This is a genomic window from Coprobacter tertius (assembly GCF_024330105.1).
GTDB lineage: Bacteria > Bacteroidota > Bacteroidia > Bacteroidales > Coprobacteraceae > Coprobacter > Coprobacter tertius.
Window position 1 is genome coordinate 107238 of sequence record NZ_JANDHW010000001.1, and the last position, 17486, is coordinate 124723.

Below are 17486 nucleotides of genomic sequence, written 5' to 3' on the forward strand. Positions count from 1 at the left end.
TATTGATTAATTTATAAAATATATTGTTGTTATATAGCTATTTATCGATATATAAAAGGGCATCCCCCGGTTTTACAAAGTTATGAAACCTGCTGGGATGCCTCTTTTCTTTTTAGTTAAAATTTTGTATTATATCAGAAAATATTTATAATGCCAAAATCTTATTGTTTATTTACTTTTACCGTACGTACGTTTACGCCGTCTTTCGATACCCGTACGATATACATACCCGGCGTGCCGTTAACCGCTACGCGTACGATCTCGCCGTCGGTTACTTCGAGCGATTTTTCGTCGATCTGCGTACCGTCGATGGCAAATACAATCATTTTATAAGTACCGGCGTCTCTGAATTTCATATTTACCGCATCGGTAAACGGGTTGGGATAAACGCCCAATTTTTCTATCGCTTCGGTGTCTTCGATGCCGTCATAACCGCTTACCACGATATATTCGGTTTTTTTCTTCACATCTTTGCCCCACATGTTTTCGAGTGTGAGAGTAACATCGTAATTACCGTTTGCCGTATAAGAAGCGGTAGCAGTGCTGCCATCTTGTACGACGCTGGCATCTGGCATTTCGAATTCGGCTGTGGTTTTGATATCGAGCGAACCGGATATTGCTGGGTTTCCTAATACGTCGATATTGGGTTTCTGCGTTTCTTCGATTGTACCCGAAGTGCTTTCTCCACCTCCTCCGATAAAGGTAATGTATCGTCCTTCGAGTCCGGTGCCGTGTCCTTTATTTGTAAAGGTATTGTCGGGATTTACGGCTTCGAAATCGTAATAACCGCGTACGTTAGCCGGGACTTCCCTGCCGTCGTATCCCTTCATGGCGTCGAGTACTTCGTCGTCGGTCATGGCTTTGTCCCACACCTGTACCTCGTCGATCGTTCCGTTAAAACCGGAATGGTACTGGTTAGAACCTCCGAAATAAATCGGAGATATGCCGCCGTTTTTATAATAAGAAACAAACTCCCGTCCGGTTTCCTGGGCTACTTTCTTACCGTTGAAGTACATGGTTAGCGTTGTTCCCCCTTTTAAGGTTATCGCCAGGTGGTTCCAGGTATTCAGCGACACGCTGTGTCCTGTGCTCATACAGTCTCCGTTCGGATTTTCATGTTGGTTTACCCGTTGGCCGCCGAAATTAACTGTGTTACCGAAAGTAGTGTACGATATTTCGTTGGCCGGGTGTACATTGCCTCCTTTTCCTACTTGCGGCCAGATGTGTACCCAGAAGGCACCCCAGTTGTTATTCGGCCAGGGAGTTTCGGTGGTACGCTTGTTGATGAGGTTGGTACCGTAACGGTCGTGTGAGAAATTATCGGCCTTGAACCATAGAGCTACCGAATAATCCTGTTGGTCGTAGCCAATGGCCTCCGACGGAAGGCGGAACATGGTGGGGTCGTGCAAGTCGAGCCCGCGAGAAACCTTTCCTTCACCCAGCCGGGCGGCGGTATAGCTTACGGTCGTCGTTTCGTCGCGGTCGAGGGTTGTTTTGTCGGCGGTAAAATCCGCGATAATAGGCAAAGCCCCGGTACTTTCGGGAGAGATTTGTACGAACCCGCGTACGGTGATTTCGCTGCCGTCGTTCATCGATACCACCACATCGAACGAACCTTCCTTGTCGATAGAGGTGGTCATCGAATTACCGCCTTCTACCATTTGTACGGGGTCGCCGGTTAAAGGATCGTTGATACTCCAATATGAGGCTTCCTCATGTAATATATCTTTAAAGCGTACGGTAAATTCCTCGCCTTTTTTAATAATGACTTTATCGATCTCGAGATCGTCTACCGGTGTTACCGCCGGATGATCTTCATATTCACTCCATACGATTTCGCTTTTGGTTTTACCGTCGGGTGCTACGGCACATACGCCTATGCGATACCGGGATACATTCGGCAAAGCCGGAGCGCCTACCACATAAGCGGCCCAGGAGGTCGTAGCGGTACATAAAGTGGGTTCACCGCCTTCGGGTTGGCTCCAAATTTCGAAATACCAGGTATCTACGTCTTCGTTATAGATCGGTGTTGCGGGATCGTTCGGGGCTTGGTCGCGGCTTTTGAAAATTATTTTGTAATCGATGTTATTGTATTTCCGGTCGAGAATGCGGGTAAGGGTGATTTGCGGTGCGACGGGATTCCATTGCTTGTTATTATTCACAATCGAGAATTCTCCCAGTAAAATCTCGTAGTCGGCAGAAGTATTTTCTACCGTAACCCCTATGCAAGCAACCTTGCCGTTCATTTGCAGTTTGTTGGCGTTCGATTTAAATTCGGTCCATTCTCCGCTTTTCGCGGCGGCCGGTATAACAGCCGAGTGCATGGTATTTTCGCTGCCGACGAAAGACCAGCATAATTTCAGGTGAGGATCGGTACCGTTTTTTACTTTGTAACGCAGTGATACGATATCGCCTTTTTTCACGTCGAAGTTTGTTTTGAACAGACGTACGTTCGATTTCTGCGTGGCGCCTCGCATCGCCAGACACGATCCGGCAAACCAGGAATCGTCGAATGTAAATTCACATTCTATGGCGTCTTCGGGAACGTTGCCGTTGTCGTCGGTAATCCACCATCTCCAGGTAGGCAGCATGTCTTGGGTAGAAATGTTGTACCATTTCTGGTTGAAAGTCGTTTTTCCTTCGCTGCGGAAAGCCTCTCCGTTACCTAAACCGAAACGAGTGACGAAAGGCAGTTCTTGCAAAGTACTTCTTGCGGGAAGGTATTTGGCGATCCCGTGGAATTTCTTCATGGCGTTGATGCTGCTCGTATTTACATTATCGTTGACGGGAGGCAGGTTCTTGACGTTGCGCAACCCGCCGCAGAATACCTGTTCGAGTTTAATCTGGTAAGTCTTTTGCACGGCTTTGTCGTTCGAACCCAATTCGCCGGAGTTTCCGTATACCTGATTGGTTTGGTGGGCTCCCCAGAAAACGATCGAGGCCGGAGTGGTCGTTAGTTCGGTCCATCCGTGGTTACCCGATGCTGTATTCTGGTCATGTATCCATCGTCCCTGAATGTCGAAACCGGCGTATATGTCGTAAGTACTGCGTCCGTATTGAGTCGCGGCGTTTGCCGATCCGGAAAGATAGCCGCCCCAGTTGTAATTGAGCATATACATGTCGGTTACATTCTGTCCGTTTTTCGACAGCCAGTTTTCTTTTCCGCTAGGGAAAGTGCTACCAAAATTCACCCCTCCCGAGTTCGACATGGTACCATACCAGTACACGGTAAAGTGCCAACCCAATTCGGGTGCGATACGATGGCATTCTGCCAGGAAATCCTGAAAATCGCTTGCTCCGGAGATGTAAGATTCCGGGTTGATGCCCAAACCGTCTACTCCGTAATATTTCATGAATTTAATCAGTTTTTCGGCGTTTTTGAAGTTTCCGTTTTCCTTTTCATTCAGCATATTTATGATCCGTTGTGCAGAAGCTGCTCCGGCTCCCGAGTCGAAGAACAGCAGACAGCCGTTGGGTACTCCGTTTTTGTGGCAAACATCGCTGAAACCGCCGGGTACGCGAACCCAGTTGATCGCCCAACCGCCATGAGAATCGATGTAGGACCACAGGCTGAAATTATCGCCGTCGAAGACGTAGCGGGGTAGCGGCCCCCAATAGTTATCGGCACAACCTATAGGTACCCACCAGCAGAATTTGCGATCTTGGGTCATTGTAGGGTCTACTTGTGTTTGTGTATTTACAAACCTTTCTTTGGGTTTTACCCTCGAGATATAAAAATTCTCGTCTTCTGAAAGGGGCGTACCCGGTTCCCAGGCGGCGAAGTAATCGGCGAAACCTTTATCGCCTTCGATAGCATTTATGTATTTCGGGTGTGTGGGCAAGGATTGTCCGAAAGCCGAAAAAACATATAACCAAACCAGTGCGACTGAAATGAGTGTCGTTTTTTTCATGATCGAAAGTTATTAATTAATAAATAGTGTATTGGTTAGTATCAGTAAATGATTGTACTTATAAATAGTTCGTGATTCTGTGATCGTTATCTCTTTCCCCCATTTCTTTACATTTGTCGCCTTTTTGTCCTTTTGAGACCGCCAGTGGAGGCAATCCCCCTTGGCGACAGAGTAAAGAGAAGACCGGGAAAACGGATTATAATCCGTTATTTCCCGTATCCCACCACAATCGGGTCATTTGATAATTACCGCCGCCGAGTGCCGGAATACCCAAACTTTCGATGTCGGCTGCTGTAGAACTTTCGGTAGCTACCCAAGGGATGCGGCGTATGAGTTTGCCGTTACCCAGCGAACCGTCGCCGATATCGTCGACCGGGAATACTTTTGGGTAACCTGTACGGCGCAGGTCGTTCCAGGCTTCGAGTCCCATGGGAAAGTTGGCGATGTATTTTTGGGTAATGATTTTTTCCAGTTTTGTCTCGTTATCATCCGCATTATTCCATTTTACCCCTATCGTAATAATACCCGGAGTATTGTTTCTCGGATTTTGCGGATCTACGTAATCGATTGTCGCATCGGCGCTTTCGAGATCGATATAATCTTTGTATTCCTGTGAAGAAATGCCTATGCCTTCGTCTTTGAACGATTGTTCTATTCCTTTTTTATATAAGAACGAAACGACTTCGGTACCGACGTTCCAGCGAAGTTTCGCTTCGGCTTTCAGGAATAAGACTTCCGAAAGTTTAAATAGGGAAACGGGGCGGTAGCTGTAGGTACTGCTCGGGCTCGAATAGCCGAGGAACTGGTTGGTATCGTCGCGCCGTGGCATATCTATTCCAGCCCTGATACCGATATAATTACTTCCTTCTGCCATTACGACATTCCCCTCTTTGTCGGTGATGTTTTTGTTATTCTTGTCGAACCATTTGGCCAGCATCGGGCTCTTCAGCCGTTTGAGCATATTTTCGAACGAGGCGTTCAGCCGGGTATCGTTCCATTTGGTAGCGATATAGGTCATGGGGTGTATTTTACCTTCTAACGTTTCGTCGTAAGCTACGTTATGGTCTCTGAGTACACCGGCGGCGATAGCATCGGCGGCCTCTTGTTTCGCTCTTTCGGGATTTACGTTACTCATACGTACGGCCATTCTCAGTCGAATAGAATTAGCGAACTCGATCCAGGTGGCGATGTCTTTTCCACAAATTCTGTCATAACCGTTAAGTATCTTCTGTATTTGCGTTTGGTGTTCGTCGGAGGTAGAAGGAAATTCTTGTAGAATATCTACGGCAGCTTTAAGATCGACGAAGAGCGAATCGTATATCTGGTCTAAGGGATAATAGGTTAGCGGCGGGTCTTGCTTCTCCTGTTTGTAATCCCACCAAGGGAAAGGACCGTAAATATCGGACAATTCGAGGGCCGAGTAAGAATAGATGATGCTCGCGATAGCACCCAGTTCCCGGATATCGAGATCGTTGGCTCCCCGTATAATCGGTAAAACTTGTTGAGAGGTCCAGAAGAAACTGGTCTGGGGTCCTCCTGCAAAATCCGGGAAATAGGCGTATATCGAAGGCTGTTTGCCGTCGAAATTTTGCGTCAGGCTGAGATAACCGCTGTAATTATCGATATGCAGGTTGAACTGGTACTGGTATTTATGTTCGCGCAGATCGTGCATATATTGCTGTGCCGAAAGAAACATGCCGGCAGCCTGGTCGATCGTAGCGACTTTATTTCCTTGAATAACCTCTTCGTTATCTCCTAACGTATCGAGCAGCGAATCGCCGCAAGAAGAGAACGTAAGAGCCGAGGTAGCCGACAGTATCAGAGAGGTAAGAATTACATTGATTTTATTTTTTATTTTCATAATGGGTTATGATTTATAAGGTTTAGAAAGAAGCTTTTATAGCGAAGCCGAACATACGGGTGGTCGGCATGCTGAATACATCTACGTTGCCGAGAGCGTTTTGTGTGGTCATCGATGTTTCGGGATCGATGGGGGCATCTTTATAAATAAAAAACAGGTTACGTGCGTTAAGGCTGAGGGTAAGGTGCTTACTTCGGCCGAAAACATCTCGGAATGTGTAAGCCACCGATATTTCCCGTAATCTGAAATTGGTTCCGTTATAAATGTAATTGTTACCGAGCAGTCCCATAGTTTCGTAATACGCTTGTATAGATGTCAACTGACCGTCGGGCAGGTACATAGCGGGAAATTTGTCGCCCTCTTTATTCTCCCAGACAAGGTTGTTTTGCTCGGCAAACAGGCGTGCGTCGGCCGTACGCTGCGAAGTTCCGAAATAATCGAGACGACCTTCGGTGAGCGAAATTACTTTTCCGCCGATTTTACCGTCGATAAGGAAATAGAACTGGAAATCTTTGTAGTTGAATGTATTGCTCCAGCCGAGATGATATTTGGCATTCATATTACCCATATATTTGTCTGATTGTCCGTTTTTCACGAAAGGACGCCCGTTCCTCGGGTTGATGATGATTTTTCCGGTGGTTTCGTCGCGCATGTAATCTACCGCATATAAATCTCCGTAAGAGCCGCCTTTAAGGAATTTAACTTTCAAGCCGGTAGAATTTCCCATAGATACCTCATATTTCAAGTCTTTCCCGTCGCTTTTTTTAGCTGTTGAAAGTATTTCGTTGGTGTTATATGAGAAATTTACGCCGGTCTTCCACGAGAAATCATTATTGGGGGCGAGAATATAACTCGTGGTAAGTTCGATTCCCTGATTGAGTACTTTACCGCCGTTTACAAATACGGTTTTTCCGCCTTGTCCCTTATAAGACATAAACTGGTTCTCCATAAGGGCGTGATAATAGGTAGCTTCTATATTTAAGGCTCTGCCGAACAGACTCAGGTCGAAACCTGTTTCTACCGACACCGTCGTTTCGGGTTTGGGGTTTTTGAAATCTTCGATACCTGACATGATGTATGCGCCCGTAGCCGGGTTACGGCTGGCCGAACTGAGAAACAAACTGTTGGGGATTGAGTTCCCGACTTCAGAATAGGACAAGCGCACTTTGAGTTCATCTATCGATCGGGGCATTTCCCAAATGTTGGTCAGAATAGAGTTCGCCCCGAAAGAGAAGTACGGATAATGTTTTTTCATATTCCTGAATTGGGTAAAAGCCCGGTACCAGTCGTCGCGGTAGCTTCCCTCGATCGTAGCCTTGTCTTTATAACTCAATTGAGCGGTAGCGAAAATGGCTCGTGTCCAGTCCGAGACCTCGAGGCCGCCTTGAGTAATCCCATCATTCGGTCCACCCCCTTTGATATAGATATCGCCGAGATTGAACTGGTTTACCGATTTGTCTTCCTGATAGGGTGCTCCGCTCGATGCGGGCGGAGTAAGAAACCATCTGTTTGACCGAGAGTTCATCATACTGCCGCCGGCATTGACATTCAGGTGAAAGTCTTTGATATCTTTATAGTAACTGAGCATAAAATCACCGTAGAAATCTTGTGTAAACGAGGTTCCCCACAGCCAGCGGCCACGATCGTTCATGGCTTCAGGAAGCATGGTGGTGGCGTATTGTCTGGATTCCGAATAGCCACTGTTACGATCGTATTTAATACGGGCCTGCAGACTCAAGTTATCGATGATCTGGTAATCGGCCGAAATATTTCCGAAAACGCGATTCGATATCGATTCGTTCGTCACCCGGTTCAGCAACCACCAGGGGTTGTTCATCGTAGGGGCATCTTGCATATACCATATCTGTTTTCCGTATTTGTTATCGGAAAGTTCCGAAACGAAACCGGGTTTGAGTATCGTCAGTTGGTCGCTGGGATTATCGGGATTGGGAATTTTTACGATTACATCGTAAGGCGAAGAATTCCATTTGCCGTTATAATCGACGTAGTTTTGGCGGTAATAGTTCATATCGGCATTCCTTGCCGCAGTATACAAATTGAATAGGGGCGAAAATATAACACCGCTTTGGGGACGGTTTTTTCCTTTCTGATTAATGTAGTTCGCCGAGAAGTTAATTTTCAGTTTATCCTTGAAAAACGAAAAATTTTCGCGTAACGTTATGTTATGCCGGTAAAATTTATTGGTGGGAATAATACCCATCGAAGTCGTATTCCCGTAAGAGAAATACGATTGTACCTTTTGAGTACCTCCACTGAAAGAGATCGTATTGTTATAGGTACTACCGGTATTGAAAAAGTCGGCGATATTATAGGCATTGTTCGTAAGCCGTTGCCTCGAGTTAGCCGGGTCGAGTTGTGAGGCAGTCATATCCGAGAGTTTTCCGCCCCAACTCGTAGCCCCTATCGTATAACCGTTGGCTTCATTACCTTTTATCTCGCTGCCGTAAACATTTTGCAGCTTTGGTAATACAAGCGGTGTTTCAAAAGTGGTGTTGCTAGAAAAATCGATGCGCAGGGAACCTTCTTTCCCTTTCTTGGTGGTGATCATCAGTACCCCGTTCGAGGCTGCGCTACCGTACAGGGCGGCCGAGTTGGCGCCTTTCAGGATGGTGATACTTTCGATATCGTCGGGGTTGAGTTGCGATAGCCCGTCGCCGCCTTCACCCGAACCTTCGGAGATGAGCAGTTCGCCGTCGCCCATTCCCATTTGGCTCGATACGCTATTGAGCATAGGAACACCGTCGATGACGATAAGGGGGCTGTTGTTACCGAGCATAGAAGCGTTACCACGCAATAAAATCTTCGATGCGCTACCGGCTCCTCCTGTATTGGGCGTAATTACAAGGCCTGCGCTTTTCCCCTGCAGAGAATTGATAAGGTTAGCTTCTTTAGCCCGGGTAAGTTCGTTCCCGCCTACGGTTTGGGTGGCATAGGTAAGGGATTCCGATTTCCGTTCGATTCCCATGGCGGTAACGACGACCTCGCCGAGCATTTGCGAATTTTCTTTTAGTATGATGCTAAGATTTTCGTCGGATGCTTTTAAGTTTTGGGCGATATATCCTATATAAGATACCGATATAGTGCTTCCTTTGGGAACGCGGATAGAGAATTTTCCTTCGTAATCGGAAATCGTTCCGTTGCCCGTTCCTTTTTGTGAAACGTTTGCCCCGATAACCGGTTCGCCTTTTTCATCGATGATCGTACCCTTTACAATGATAGTTTCAGGGGTATCGGGAGAATTTTGCTTTGTCTCCTTGTTTTGAAGTTTGGCATTGGCATCGGTTAAAATAATTTGATTATCTTTTATAGTATATATAATCGAAGTGTTTTTAAAAAGTTCCTGTAGTATCTCATCGATATTCCGGGTATCGGCATTCAGGTTTACTTTCCGTTCGATATCGGTTATTTTGTTGTTATACAGGAAGGTATAACCGGTTTGTTTTTCTATTTTCTCGATCACCTGCCCGATGGTTTCGTTACTGGCGTTGATAGAGAATTGGCGTATTTGGGAATAGCCGTTACTCGCGTAAACTTGCGAGAAGGTAATGATTAAGAGAGAAACGGCTATTTTTATGCGCCGGGATGCTTTACATAGAATATCCTTTCTTGTTTTTTTATTCATGGTAAATGATTTATTAAATGGTTTGGAATTAGTTTTGCGGTTTCGGTTATTTCGGCGATCAGTTCATTCTGACAATGATTTTTTTGTTAGACGGATGTTCGTCGCTGCCTTGTATATATATCTGTTCCCATTCAAGCGGAGCGGTCATTTTCAGGTAGTCGAGAATTTGGTAGATGTTTTCATGGGTAAAAGTCGCCCGGTAATTGTAATCTTTTCCCGATTTATTGATAAATTCGATATCGACGTTGTATATACGGGAAAGCCTCCGGAAAACTTCGGGTAAAGGAGTATCCCGGAATATGGTTTTTCCGTCTTTCCAGGCTGTTTTTTCGTATGGCTTTACGGTTTTGATAAACGCGTCGCGATTAGACCGGTCATAATAATAGCATTCTCCCGGCTTCATTTGTGTGGTGTTACCGCCCGACATAACGCTCACTTTCCCTTTTTCGAGGGTGATTTCAATCATTTCTTCATTGCCGTAGGCATTTACATTAAATCGTGTACCGGTCACCTCTACGTCGATATGGTCGGAGGTCGTAACGTAAAAAGGGTGTTGTTTGTTTGAGGTTACTTTAAAATACGCTTCCCCTTCCATTTCTACTCGGCGGCATTCTCGATCGAAGCGCGCCGGATAACGGAGACGGCTTTCTGAGTTGAGCCATACTTCTGATTTATCGGGGAGGGTGCAATGGTATATCGTGCCGGGCGCCGATTTTATTTCGATAAAAGACATTTCATCTTCAGTCGGCTGCAGCAATAAATATCCCATTAGAGCAGAGGAACATAGTAAAGGAAGTGCCATAAAGGCGGCGATACGGTATATGATGGCGGTAAGACCGATTTTTTTATTTTTTCTGATGCGTTTATTTACTTTACGGTATGCGTTTTTTACGTCGATGCGGGTATAATGTGCGATTTTTTGGTCGATATCGAGTAGTTTTCTGAGGTTTTCGATATCGTTTGCCAGAGATTCGTCTCTGGCCGCGCGTGATTCTATTTCGAGTTCTTTTTTCGCGTCGAGCTTTCCTTCGCAATAGTTCAGGAGTTCATCGGCTTCTTTAATTCTATCTATGTTATTAGTTTCGTCCATTTTATATGCCTTAGATATATAATAGACAATTGGAAACGAAAAAAAGGACAGCGATATATATTATATATAAAACTAATTATGCGAATAATTTTATATACTGAAGTTGAATAAATGATAATTTTATTGATAAACAGAGTCTTAAATGGTAATATGTATATGTTTATGTAAAGAAAATATTAAAAAATATTGTATAATTCGATATAAATATATTATTTAGCTGTATTAATACATTTATAAATCGTAAATATTGGTTTTGTCTGTTTTTAAGACAGATGATTAGATAAATAGAAAGGGGAATCTCCGGCATCATATTACCGATCGGAGAAAGAGTTATCGCTTTGGAAAATAATCGTACCGTATGCATATAGATGAATTAATGAAAGACGTTTTAGAGAACAGCAGTCACCGAGCTTTCAGGCAGCTGTTCGAAACATTCTACCCTGCTTTGTGCGTATTCGGTAAACGGTATATCGAGTCTGACGAGGTGGTAGAAGATATTATACAGGAAATTTTTGTGATGCTGTGGGAAAACCGCAGTAAAATTAATATTCGTACATCGGTAAAAAATTATCTGATGACAATGACCCGTAATTCTTGCCTTAATTATTTGCAACATGAAAAGATTGTAAGGGAATATGCCCTGGAAAAAGAAATAGAAAACGCTGAGGCCGTTAACGAATGTGATGAATTATTGTTGCTTGCGGAGTTGAAAAAATTATTTGACGATACTTTGAATGCGTTACCGGTAGAATACCGGAAGGTTTTTATTATGAGTCGCGTACACGATAGAAATTATCGGGAAATAGCCGAGGAAATGGGTATTTCGGTTAAAACGGTTGGGAGATATAAGGATAAAGTGGATAAAATTCTCGCGGAAAGTTTGAAAGATTATGTTACTGCGATTATTTTCTTTTACGCATATACTTGGGGTAAATTCTGAAATGATAGTATTATAAATAAAGGAAGCGCAAGCGGCGCTTCCTTTATTTATAATACTATTTAGGACGATTTTGTAATCGTATAAAATTTACGGGATTATAATACCCAGTCGGCAGGAGTACATTGTTCTTTTACTTTGGCCGGTGCAGTCGGGAAGAAGGTAAATCCGGTAAGTTCTTCTATTTCTTTTACCGATTTACAGTCGGTTGCCAGACTATGATTTTCATCATAAACTTTTTCGTGTTCGAACCAGAGTCCGATTGCTTTCAATTCCGACTCGGAACATTCGGCGATCGGTTTACCGGTATTTCCGCTACGGGTTCTGAGCAATATCTTAAAGTAATGGGTGGGTACTGGACATTCTTTCGACAATGCACTGGCATTTCCCCAAGACGTGGCGTCTAATGTTGTTTTGTAACCGTTTCCGAAGTAGCAACCGGTAACGACATAAAGAGTATCGTTGCACATATTGTTTCTTACTTTTCCTTCGAGGGTTCCCCATATGCCCGAGTTGAAATTACTGCTTTGCGGAGTCATGTTAGAGGCATAGAACGTTTGTGCATTCAGTGCATCGTTGGCGGTACGGTCGGCCGACGGTATTTGGTGGCCGCGGGTGTAATCTTTATACCGGGAAAATTCTTCTCCCCACAGTACGGCTTGCCACGATTCGCTGATGGAGGGGTCGGCGGCCCAGGCTTCGGTACGTCCCGAACTACCCCGGTAAGACTGATGCAGCGGATATGCTACCCATAGGGCAGCGTATTTTGTTTTATCGAAACACATCGAATAATTACGTACAGTCGTACCGGCCAGATCAGCAGCATGATATACATACAAATAGTCGTACGGTGTTGTCGTTAGCGGAAGTTCGGGATATGGGTAATTTACCTTCCCGAGATCGATTTTATTTTCAGACGGGTTGCCGGTGGTAAATTTTATATCGTCGATACGTATTTGCGTAGCGGCTGTAGCTTCGAATTTTAGGTATAAATTCTCTATCGGTTTGGTGAAAGAGAATGTCGATTTAGCTAAATCCCAGGTTCCCGAATTCGTTGCACGGGTAAATTCGATGGGTATCCACCGGCTTCCGTCTCCCAGCGATACGACCAGGTTGGTTTTGTTGAATTGGTCGTTCCCAGATAAACCGAAAGAAAGAACATAATCTTGTTTTCCTTGTGGAAGGACAATATTTTCGATGGTAAAATATCCACCGGCTTTACTGAAATAAATATTATTTATCCCCGATGCTTTTCCGGCGTAAGAGGGGGCGGGAGAATAGTCTGAGGTCCAGTCGCTGCGTACATTTAAATTGAAAAACGAATAAGTTTCGCTTCCCGAACCTGAGCCTTCGGCATTTTTCCAACCCTCGAACTGGTCGAGATAAGGCCAATATGAACCGCCTCCATAGGTTTTGGTTGCTGCCTGTTTATCGAAATTATTGAAATAAACGATATCTCCTTCGACAATGGGCGGATCGACAGGAGCTTCTCGTTTTACCGTTATATTTTTCGATATCGAGGGGTTTTCCTGTGTTGCTATCGTAGCAATGGTAAGTGTAATCGATTCTCCCTTGGGCATATCGAGGACTTTAATTTTTTCCTCGCCGGCTCCCCTACCCTCTGCTTTGTCGAGTGATAGTGCCTCGTTATCGGGAGTTGCCGTCCAGGGAGTATTGGAGTTTACGGTAATGTAGTTTTTACTGTCGTCAGTTTCATTAAAAGTAAATACACTTTCTGGTGTTACGCTCAGAAATACTTTTTCGGGTTCTCCACCTCCGGGTTCGTCGTTCGGAGAATCGCTACAATTCCAAAAAATAAGCATGCCGATTAAGGCGTACAAGCAATGTTTTTTCATAAAAATATTTTATCAAATTATTAATTATATATTCTTGAGGATTTGCAAAATTAGACTTTAATGTATTTAAAAAAGGATCATATCGTAAAATAAAAGTTTCATTCGGTAAAAAATCAGTTTTTTTGATAGGTTGTACTGGTTAATCGGTTTGAAGACTTTTTTGGGGGAAGTTTTGATATTGTTTTTTGTATTGTAACGGAGTGCAATGGTGCTTTTTTTCGAAAGCCCGGCGAAAAGTGGATATGGAGTTGAATCCCGATCTTTCGGCGATCTCTTCTACCGTGAGATTTAAACAAGGATCGGATAAAATGCGCTCGGCGTGCTCGATTCGATAAGAATTTATAAAATCATAAAAATTGGTATTCAGGTTATTATTCAGGTAGTCGGAAAGATACGTCCGGTTGGTTCCCAACATTTTGGACAGTTCCATAATGGTGAGGCCCGAATTTTGAAAAATGCATTTTTCTTCTAACATGTATTTTAGTTGCGGGATAAAAGTATAACTGTTTTTCTCGGGCATTTCTTCCGAAGAGTTTGCGTATGTATCTTCCTGCAAATCGATAGCTTTTTGTCTGTCGCTGTAATAGCAAATCACTCCCCATAACAATATGGCCGAACAGTAATATATGGCATCTCCGATCCAAGAGACCCGGTAACAGGCATAGAGCCAAATACACAGACAACAAAATAGTAGGCCTGTGGCGGTTCTCAGCCATTTTATATCAATATATTCAAGGTTTGAGTAGTTATTTTGCAACATTCGATTATAGAGGCGTATTTCACGGCTGAGATAAAAAATGATGAAGCCACTGTAAGCAGCAGCCCAAATACCGTTCAGTATAAAAACAAAGTAATTGCCTGTGATCGCGTATAAAAGCGTGAACGACAGGTAAGGGATAATGTGCAAAAGAATGCGTTTTAATGAAAGAGAATGCGGACGCAATAATTCTATTACATAAAAAGCGCAAGAAACGACAGCCCACATGTCGACAGACATAAACAGTATTTTAAAAAATTCTGATCGATGGAATGTTTCGGTCATAAGGGGCAGATCTTTCCAGAATAGGAATGCCCAAAACGCAAGGACTTTCCCCAAAGTTTCTTTCAGGTTGCTTTCGCCTCTTTGCCTGAGGAAATAAATAGCCATCAGGGTGAAAAACATGCAGGCGCTCCCATTAATGAAAAAAGTTATTTTGTTCATGTGTGATGTGTGACCGTGTGATTTAATTACAAAGATATGTTTTTAAACTGGATAGAATGTTAAAATGATATTTATTTTACAGTTTGTTTTTATTGAATTTCCGTTATTCTCTTTTGGTGTGTTTTTAGTGTGTATAAAGGCTAAAAATAACTTTGTTTTATGTCGTCGTTTTAAAAATCGGAGATCGACTGTGATATAAAAATAAATTAAAAAACTTGTTTTTCATTGCGGCTAATTATTATCTTTGCGCCGTAAAGAACATAATGTGGAAGGATTTGGCTGCTTGCAACCACGAAAAAAAATGCTAAAACTGCGTCACTAACCCGTTTTTCGGCGGAATTACCACCAGCTAAGCATTTTACCTTTCCTAAGTGAGGCGATTTTTTCCCGGCATGTTCTTATGCAGTGAAATATATCTATATTTATCAATTAAATTACAGATTATGAATTATTTATTCACCTCTGAATCGGTGTCTGAAGGACATCCCGATAAAGTAGCCGATCAGATATCGGATGCTTTGCTAGACGAGTTTTTGGCTTATGACCCGAACTCGAAGGTAGCTTGCGAAACCCTCGTGACGACCGGCCAGGTTGTTCTTGCGGGAGAGGTTAAATCGTCTGCTTATGTAGATCTTATGGAAGTTACACGGCGCGTGATTAACCGGATCGGTTATACGCGTAGCGAGTACAAATTCGACGGGGATTCTTGTGGCGTATTTTCTGCCATCCACGAGCAATCGGCCGATATAAACCGCGGTGTGGAACGCGAAGATGTAATGAATCAGGGAGCTGGTGATCAGGGTATGATGTTCGGTTACGCTTCGAACGAAACCGATAATTATATGCCTATTTCGCTCGATCTTTCTCATCTTTTGCTGATCGAATTGGCTGCTATTCGCCGAGAAGGAAAGCAAATGACTTATTTAAGGCCCGACTCCAAATCGCAGGTAACGATCGAATATAACGAAAATCATGTTCCGGTACGTGTGCATACGATTGTCGTATCTACCCAACATGACGATTTTATTACACCGGCCGATAATACGGTTGCTTCACAGGCTAAGGCCGATGAAGAAATGTTGCAGGTTATTTACAACGATGTAAAAAATATACTGATTCCCCGGGTTATCAACCAGTTGCCCGAACGAGTAAAAGCTCTTTTCGATGATAAACTGATTCTGCATGTAAACCCCACCGGTAAGTTTGTAATCGGAGGTCCTCATGGTGATACCGGACTTACGGGCCGGAAGATTATCGTAGATACTTACGGAGGAAAAGGAGCACACGGCGGAGGTGCGTTTTCAGGTAAAGATCCCTCGAAAGTCGATCGCTCGGCGGCTTATGCCGCCCGTCATATTGCGAAGAATATGGTTGCGGCCGGTGTAGCTGACGAAATGCTGGTACAGATTTCCTATGCCATCGGCGTGGCAAAACCGGTAAGCGTTTATGTAAATACATACGGTAAATCGAAAGTTGAGATGAGCGATGTACAAATCGCCGGCATGATCGATAAAATTTTCGATCTTCGTCCTAAAGCTATCGAGGAAAGATTGAAATTACGGAATCCGATTTATGAAGAAACGGCGGCTTACGGACACATGGGCCGTAAACCGCAGATCGTTGTAAAAACGTTTTCATCGAAATATATTCCCCAACCCATACAGCGCGAAGTCGAATTGTTTACGTGGGAAAAACTCGATTATGTAGATACGATAAAAAAAGCTTTCGGCTTGTAATCGTATAAATGATATGGTAAATAAATCCGTCCGGCACGAATGCTTTGGGCGGATTTATTTTGTGGCTCGGTACAAAAAAAGTAAATTTGCGGATATAACTTAATACCGAAAAATATGCGAACCCTATTCGCTGTCGTATTACTGATATTTTCTGGTCTGTTTTTATCCTGTTCCGATAAGAATGAATATGTTGTGGAAGCTGAACTCTCTAACTTGTCGGATCAGCCGTTATACGTAATACACGACCGGTTCAGGGCCGGAATGACTTTAGATACCATACGTCCGGTAAATAATTTTTTCCAGTTTAAAGGATCGTCCGAAGCGCTTACCCGGGTAAATATCCTCAACCCCGATCGTACTCTTTTGTTACGCCTTTATTTACAAAACGGTGATCGTGTAAAGATTACCGGTGATGTAGAAGTTCCCGGAGAAATAAAAATTTCGGGAAGCAATACCAATGAAGAACTGGGAAAATTCAGAAACGAAAATTCAGTTGTGTTAGGACGCATAACCGAAGTTGAGAAAAAATACGCTCTAGACAAAGATTTGTCTGCTTATTATTCGGATATTACACGACTGCGGGATTCGTTATATTACCCTGTAAAAAAATATGTTACCGAGAATACCTCTTCTCCGGTATCGGCTTTGCTCATTTATGAATACTTGCTCGATGATGTGAATTTTAAAAGATGCGATTCTCTGTTTAAAAGTATCGATCCGGATGGGAAACCCACTAATATACAGGCTCTGGTAGAGTTGTTTCTTGAAAATGTAAAGAAAACCGAGATTGGTAAACGTTTGCCTTATTTTGCTTTTAAAAGTGATAAAGACAGTATGTTATATACCTCTTCATTTATCGGTAAGCCCACCTTGGTTACTTGCTGGACGGCGGATGATAATGCCAGTATTCACGAAATATTGTCTCAGCGGGATATTTTCCGGAAGACCGATAAGAAAAAATTAAATATGGTATCTTTTTCCCTCGATCCCGATTCGATCGGATGGAAACGGCAGATTAAAGCCGATAGTTTGAACTGGCGGCATCTGCGTATTCCTGAAGGCTGGAACGATCGATGGGTGAAACAAATCGGAATCACCCGGATTCCTTACACATTGGTTCTTGATAAAACCGGAACGATAGTAGCACGTAATCTGTATGGCAAAGAACTCGAGGATTACATCCTGAAGATGTTAGCCGATACCGAAAAAAAGGAAAAGAATAAATAGCCCCGGTTTTTTTATAATTTTTTA

General features: G+C 43.5%; 9 protein-coding genes. 3 read left to right on the top strand and 6 right to left on the bottom strand.

The genetic code is table 11. The features are described from left to right. Positions 1–161 precede the first annotated feature (161 nt). The 4 genes from NMU02_RS00380 to NMU02_RS00395 all read right to left on the bottom strand — a co-directional run bounded on the left by NMU02_RS00380 (position 162) and on the right by NMU02_RS00395 (position 10505). Complete coding sequence (locus tag NMU02_RS00380; protein WP_255025060.1) at positions 162–3911, bottom strand: endo-beta-N-acetylglucosaminidase; 3750 nt, start codon at positions 3909–3911, stop codon at positions 162–164. A gap of 196 nt (positions 3912–4107) precedes the next feature. Further along, positions 4108–5772 carry a SusD/RagB family nutrient-binding outer membrane lipoprotein gene (locus tag NMU02_RS00385; protein WP_255025062.1) on the bottom strand — a complete coding sequence of 555 codons (1665 nt, stop codon included), beginning with the start codon at positions 5770–5772 and terminating at the stop codon, positions 4108–4110. Positions 5773–5794: 22 nt separating this feature from the next. After that, positions 5795–9415: a SusC/RagA family TonB-linked outer membrane protein gene (locus NMU02_RS00390; RefSeq protein WP_255025064.1), complete on the bottom strand. Its 3621-nt coding sequence runs from the start codon at positions 9413–9415 to the stop codon at positions 5795–5797. 58 nt (positions 9416–9473) lie between these two features. Next, positions 9474–10505, bottom strand: a complete 1032-nt coding sequence (locus tag NMU02_RS00395) for a FecR family protein (RefSeq protein ID WP_255025066.1) — start codon at positions 10503–10505, stop codon at positions 9474–9476. Positions 10506–10863: 358 nt separating this feature from the next. Here NMU02_RS00395 and NMU02_RS00400 point away from each other — a divergent pair, with 358 nt between their 5' ends. Next, positions 10864–11445: an RNA polymerase sigma-70 factor gene (locus tag NMU02_RS00400; RefSeq protein WP_255025068.1), complete on the top strand. Its 582-nt coding sequence runs from the start codon at positions 10864–10866 to the stop codon at positions 11443–11445. Between the two features lie 95 nt (positions 11446–11540). Here NMU02_RS00400 and NMU02_RS00405 read toward each other — a convergent pair whose 3' ends face one another. Together NMU02_RS00405 and NMU02_RS00410 are read right to left on the bottom strand one after the other, a co-directional pair. Then, entirely contained in the window at positions 11541–13298 is a 1758-nt protein-coding gene (locus tag NMU02_RS00405; RefSeq protein ID WP_255025070.1) for a DNA/RNA non-specific endonuclease, read from the bottom strand. A gap of 139 nt (positions 13299–13437) precedes the next feature. Beyond that, a complete protein-coding gene (locus NMU02_RS00410) occupies positions 13438–14499 on the bottom strand; it encodes a helix-turn-helix domain-containing protein (RefSeq protein WP_255025072.1) in 1062 nt (353 codons plus the stop codon). A gap of 443 nt (positions 14500–14942) precedes the next feature. On the opposite strand from NMU02_RS00410, the gene metK reads away from it, so the two are divergent. Then, positions 14943–16235 (top strand): methionine adenosyltransferase, encoded by a 1293-nt coding sequence (gene metK / locus NMU02_RS00415; RefSeq protein WP_255025074.1) that lies wholly within the window; start codon positions 14943–14945, stop codon positions 16233–16235. Positions 16236–16349: 114 nt separating this feature from the next. Continuing rightward, entirely contained in the window at positions 16350–17462 is a 1113-nt protein-coding gene (locus tag NMU02_RS00420) for a DUF4369 domain-containing protein (RefSeq protein ID WP_255025076.1), read from the top strand. The last annotated feature ends 24 nt before the right edge of the window (positions 17463–17486 follow it).

What these genes read in the sequence shown, in the direction of transcription:
- NMU02_RS00420 (WP_255025076.1), top strand. Translation starts at nt 16,350, where the DNA reads ATGCGAACCCTATTCGCTGTCGTATTACTGATATTTTCTGGTCTGTTT.
- NMU02_RS00410 (WP_255025072.1), bottom strand. Translation starts at nt 14,499, where the DNA reads ATGAACAAAATAACTTTTTTCATTAATGGGAGCGCCTGCATGTTTTTC.
- NMU02_RS00385 (WP_255025062.1), bottom strand. Translation starts at nt 5,772, where the DNA reads ATGAAAATAAAAAATAAAATCAATGTAATTCTTACCTCTCTGATACTG.
- NMU02_RS00390 (WP_255025064.1), bottom strand. Translation starts at nt 9,415, where the DNA reads ATGAATAAAAAAACAAGAAAGGATATTCTATGTAAAGCATCCCGGCGC.
- NMU02_RS00400 (WP_255025068.1), top strand. Translation starts at nt 10,864, where the DNA reads ATGCATATAGATGAATTAATGAAAGACGTTTTAGAGAACAGCAGTCAC.
- NMU02_RS00380 (WP_255025060.1), bottom strand. Translation starts at nt 3,911, where the DNA reads ATGAAAAAAACGACACTCATTTCAGTCGCACTGGTTTGGTTATATGTT.
- NMU02_RS00405 (WP_255025070.1), bottom strand. Translation starts at nt 13,298, where the DNA reads ATGAAAAAACATTGCTTGTACGCCTTAATCGGCATGCTTATTTTTTGG.
- NMU02_RS00395 (WP_255025066.1), bottom strand. Translation starts at nt 10,505, where the DNA reads ATGGACGAAACTAATAACATAGATAGAATTAAAGAAGCCGATGAACTC.
- metK (WP_255025074.1), top strand. Translation starts at nt 14,943, where the DNA reads ATGAATTATTTATTCACCTCTGAATCGGTGTCTGAAGGACATCCCGAT.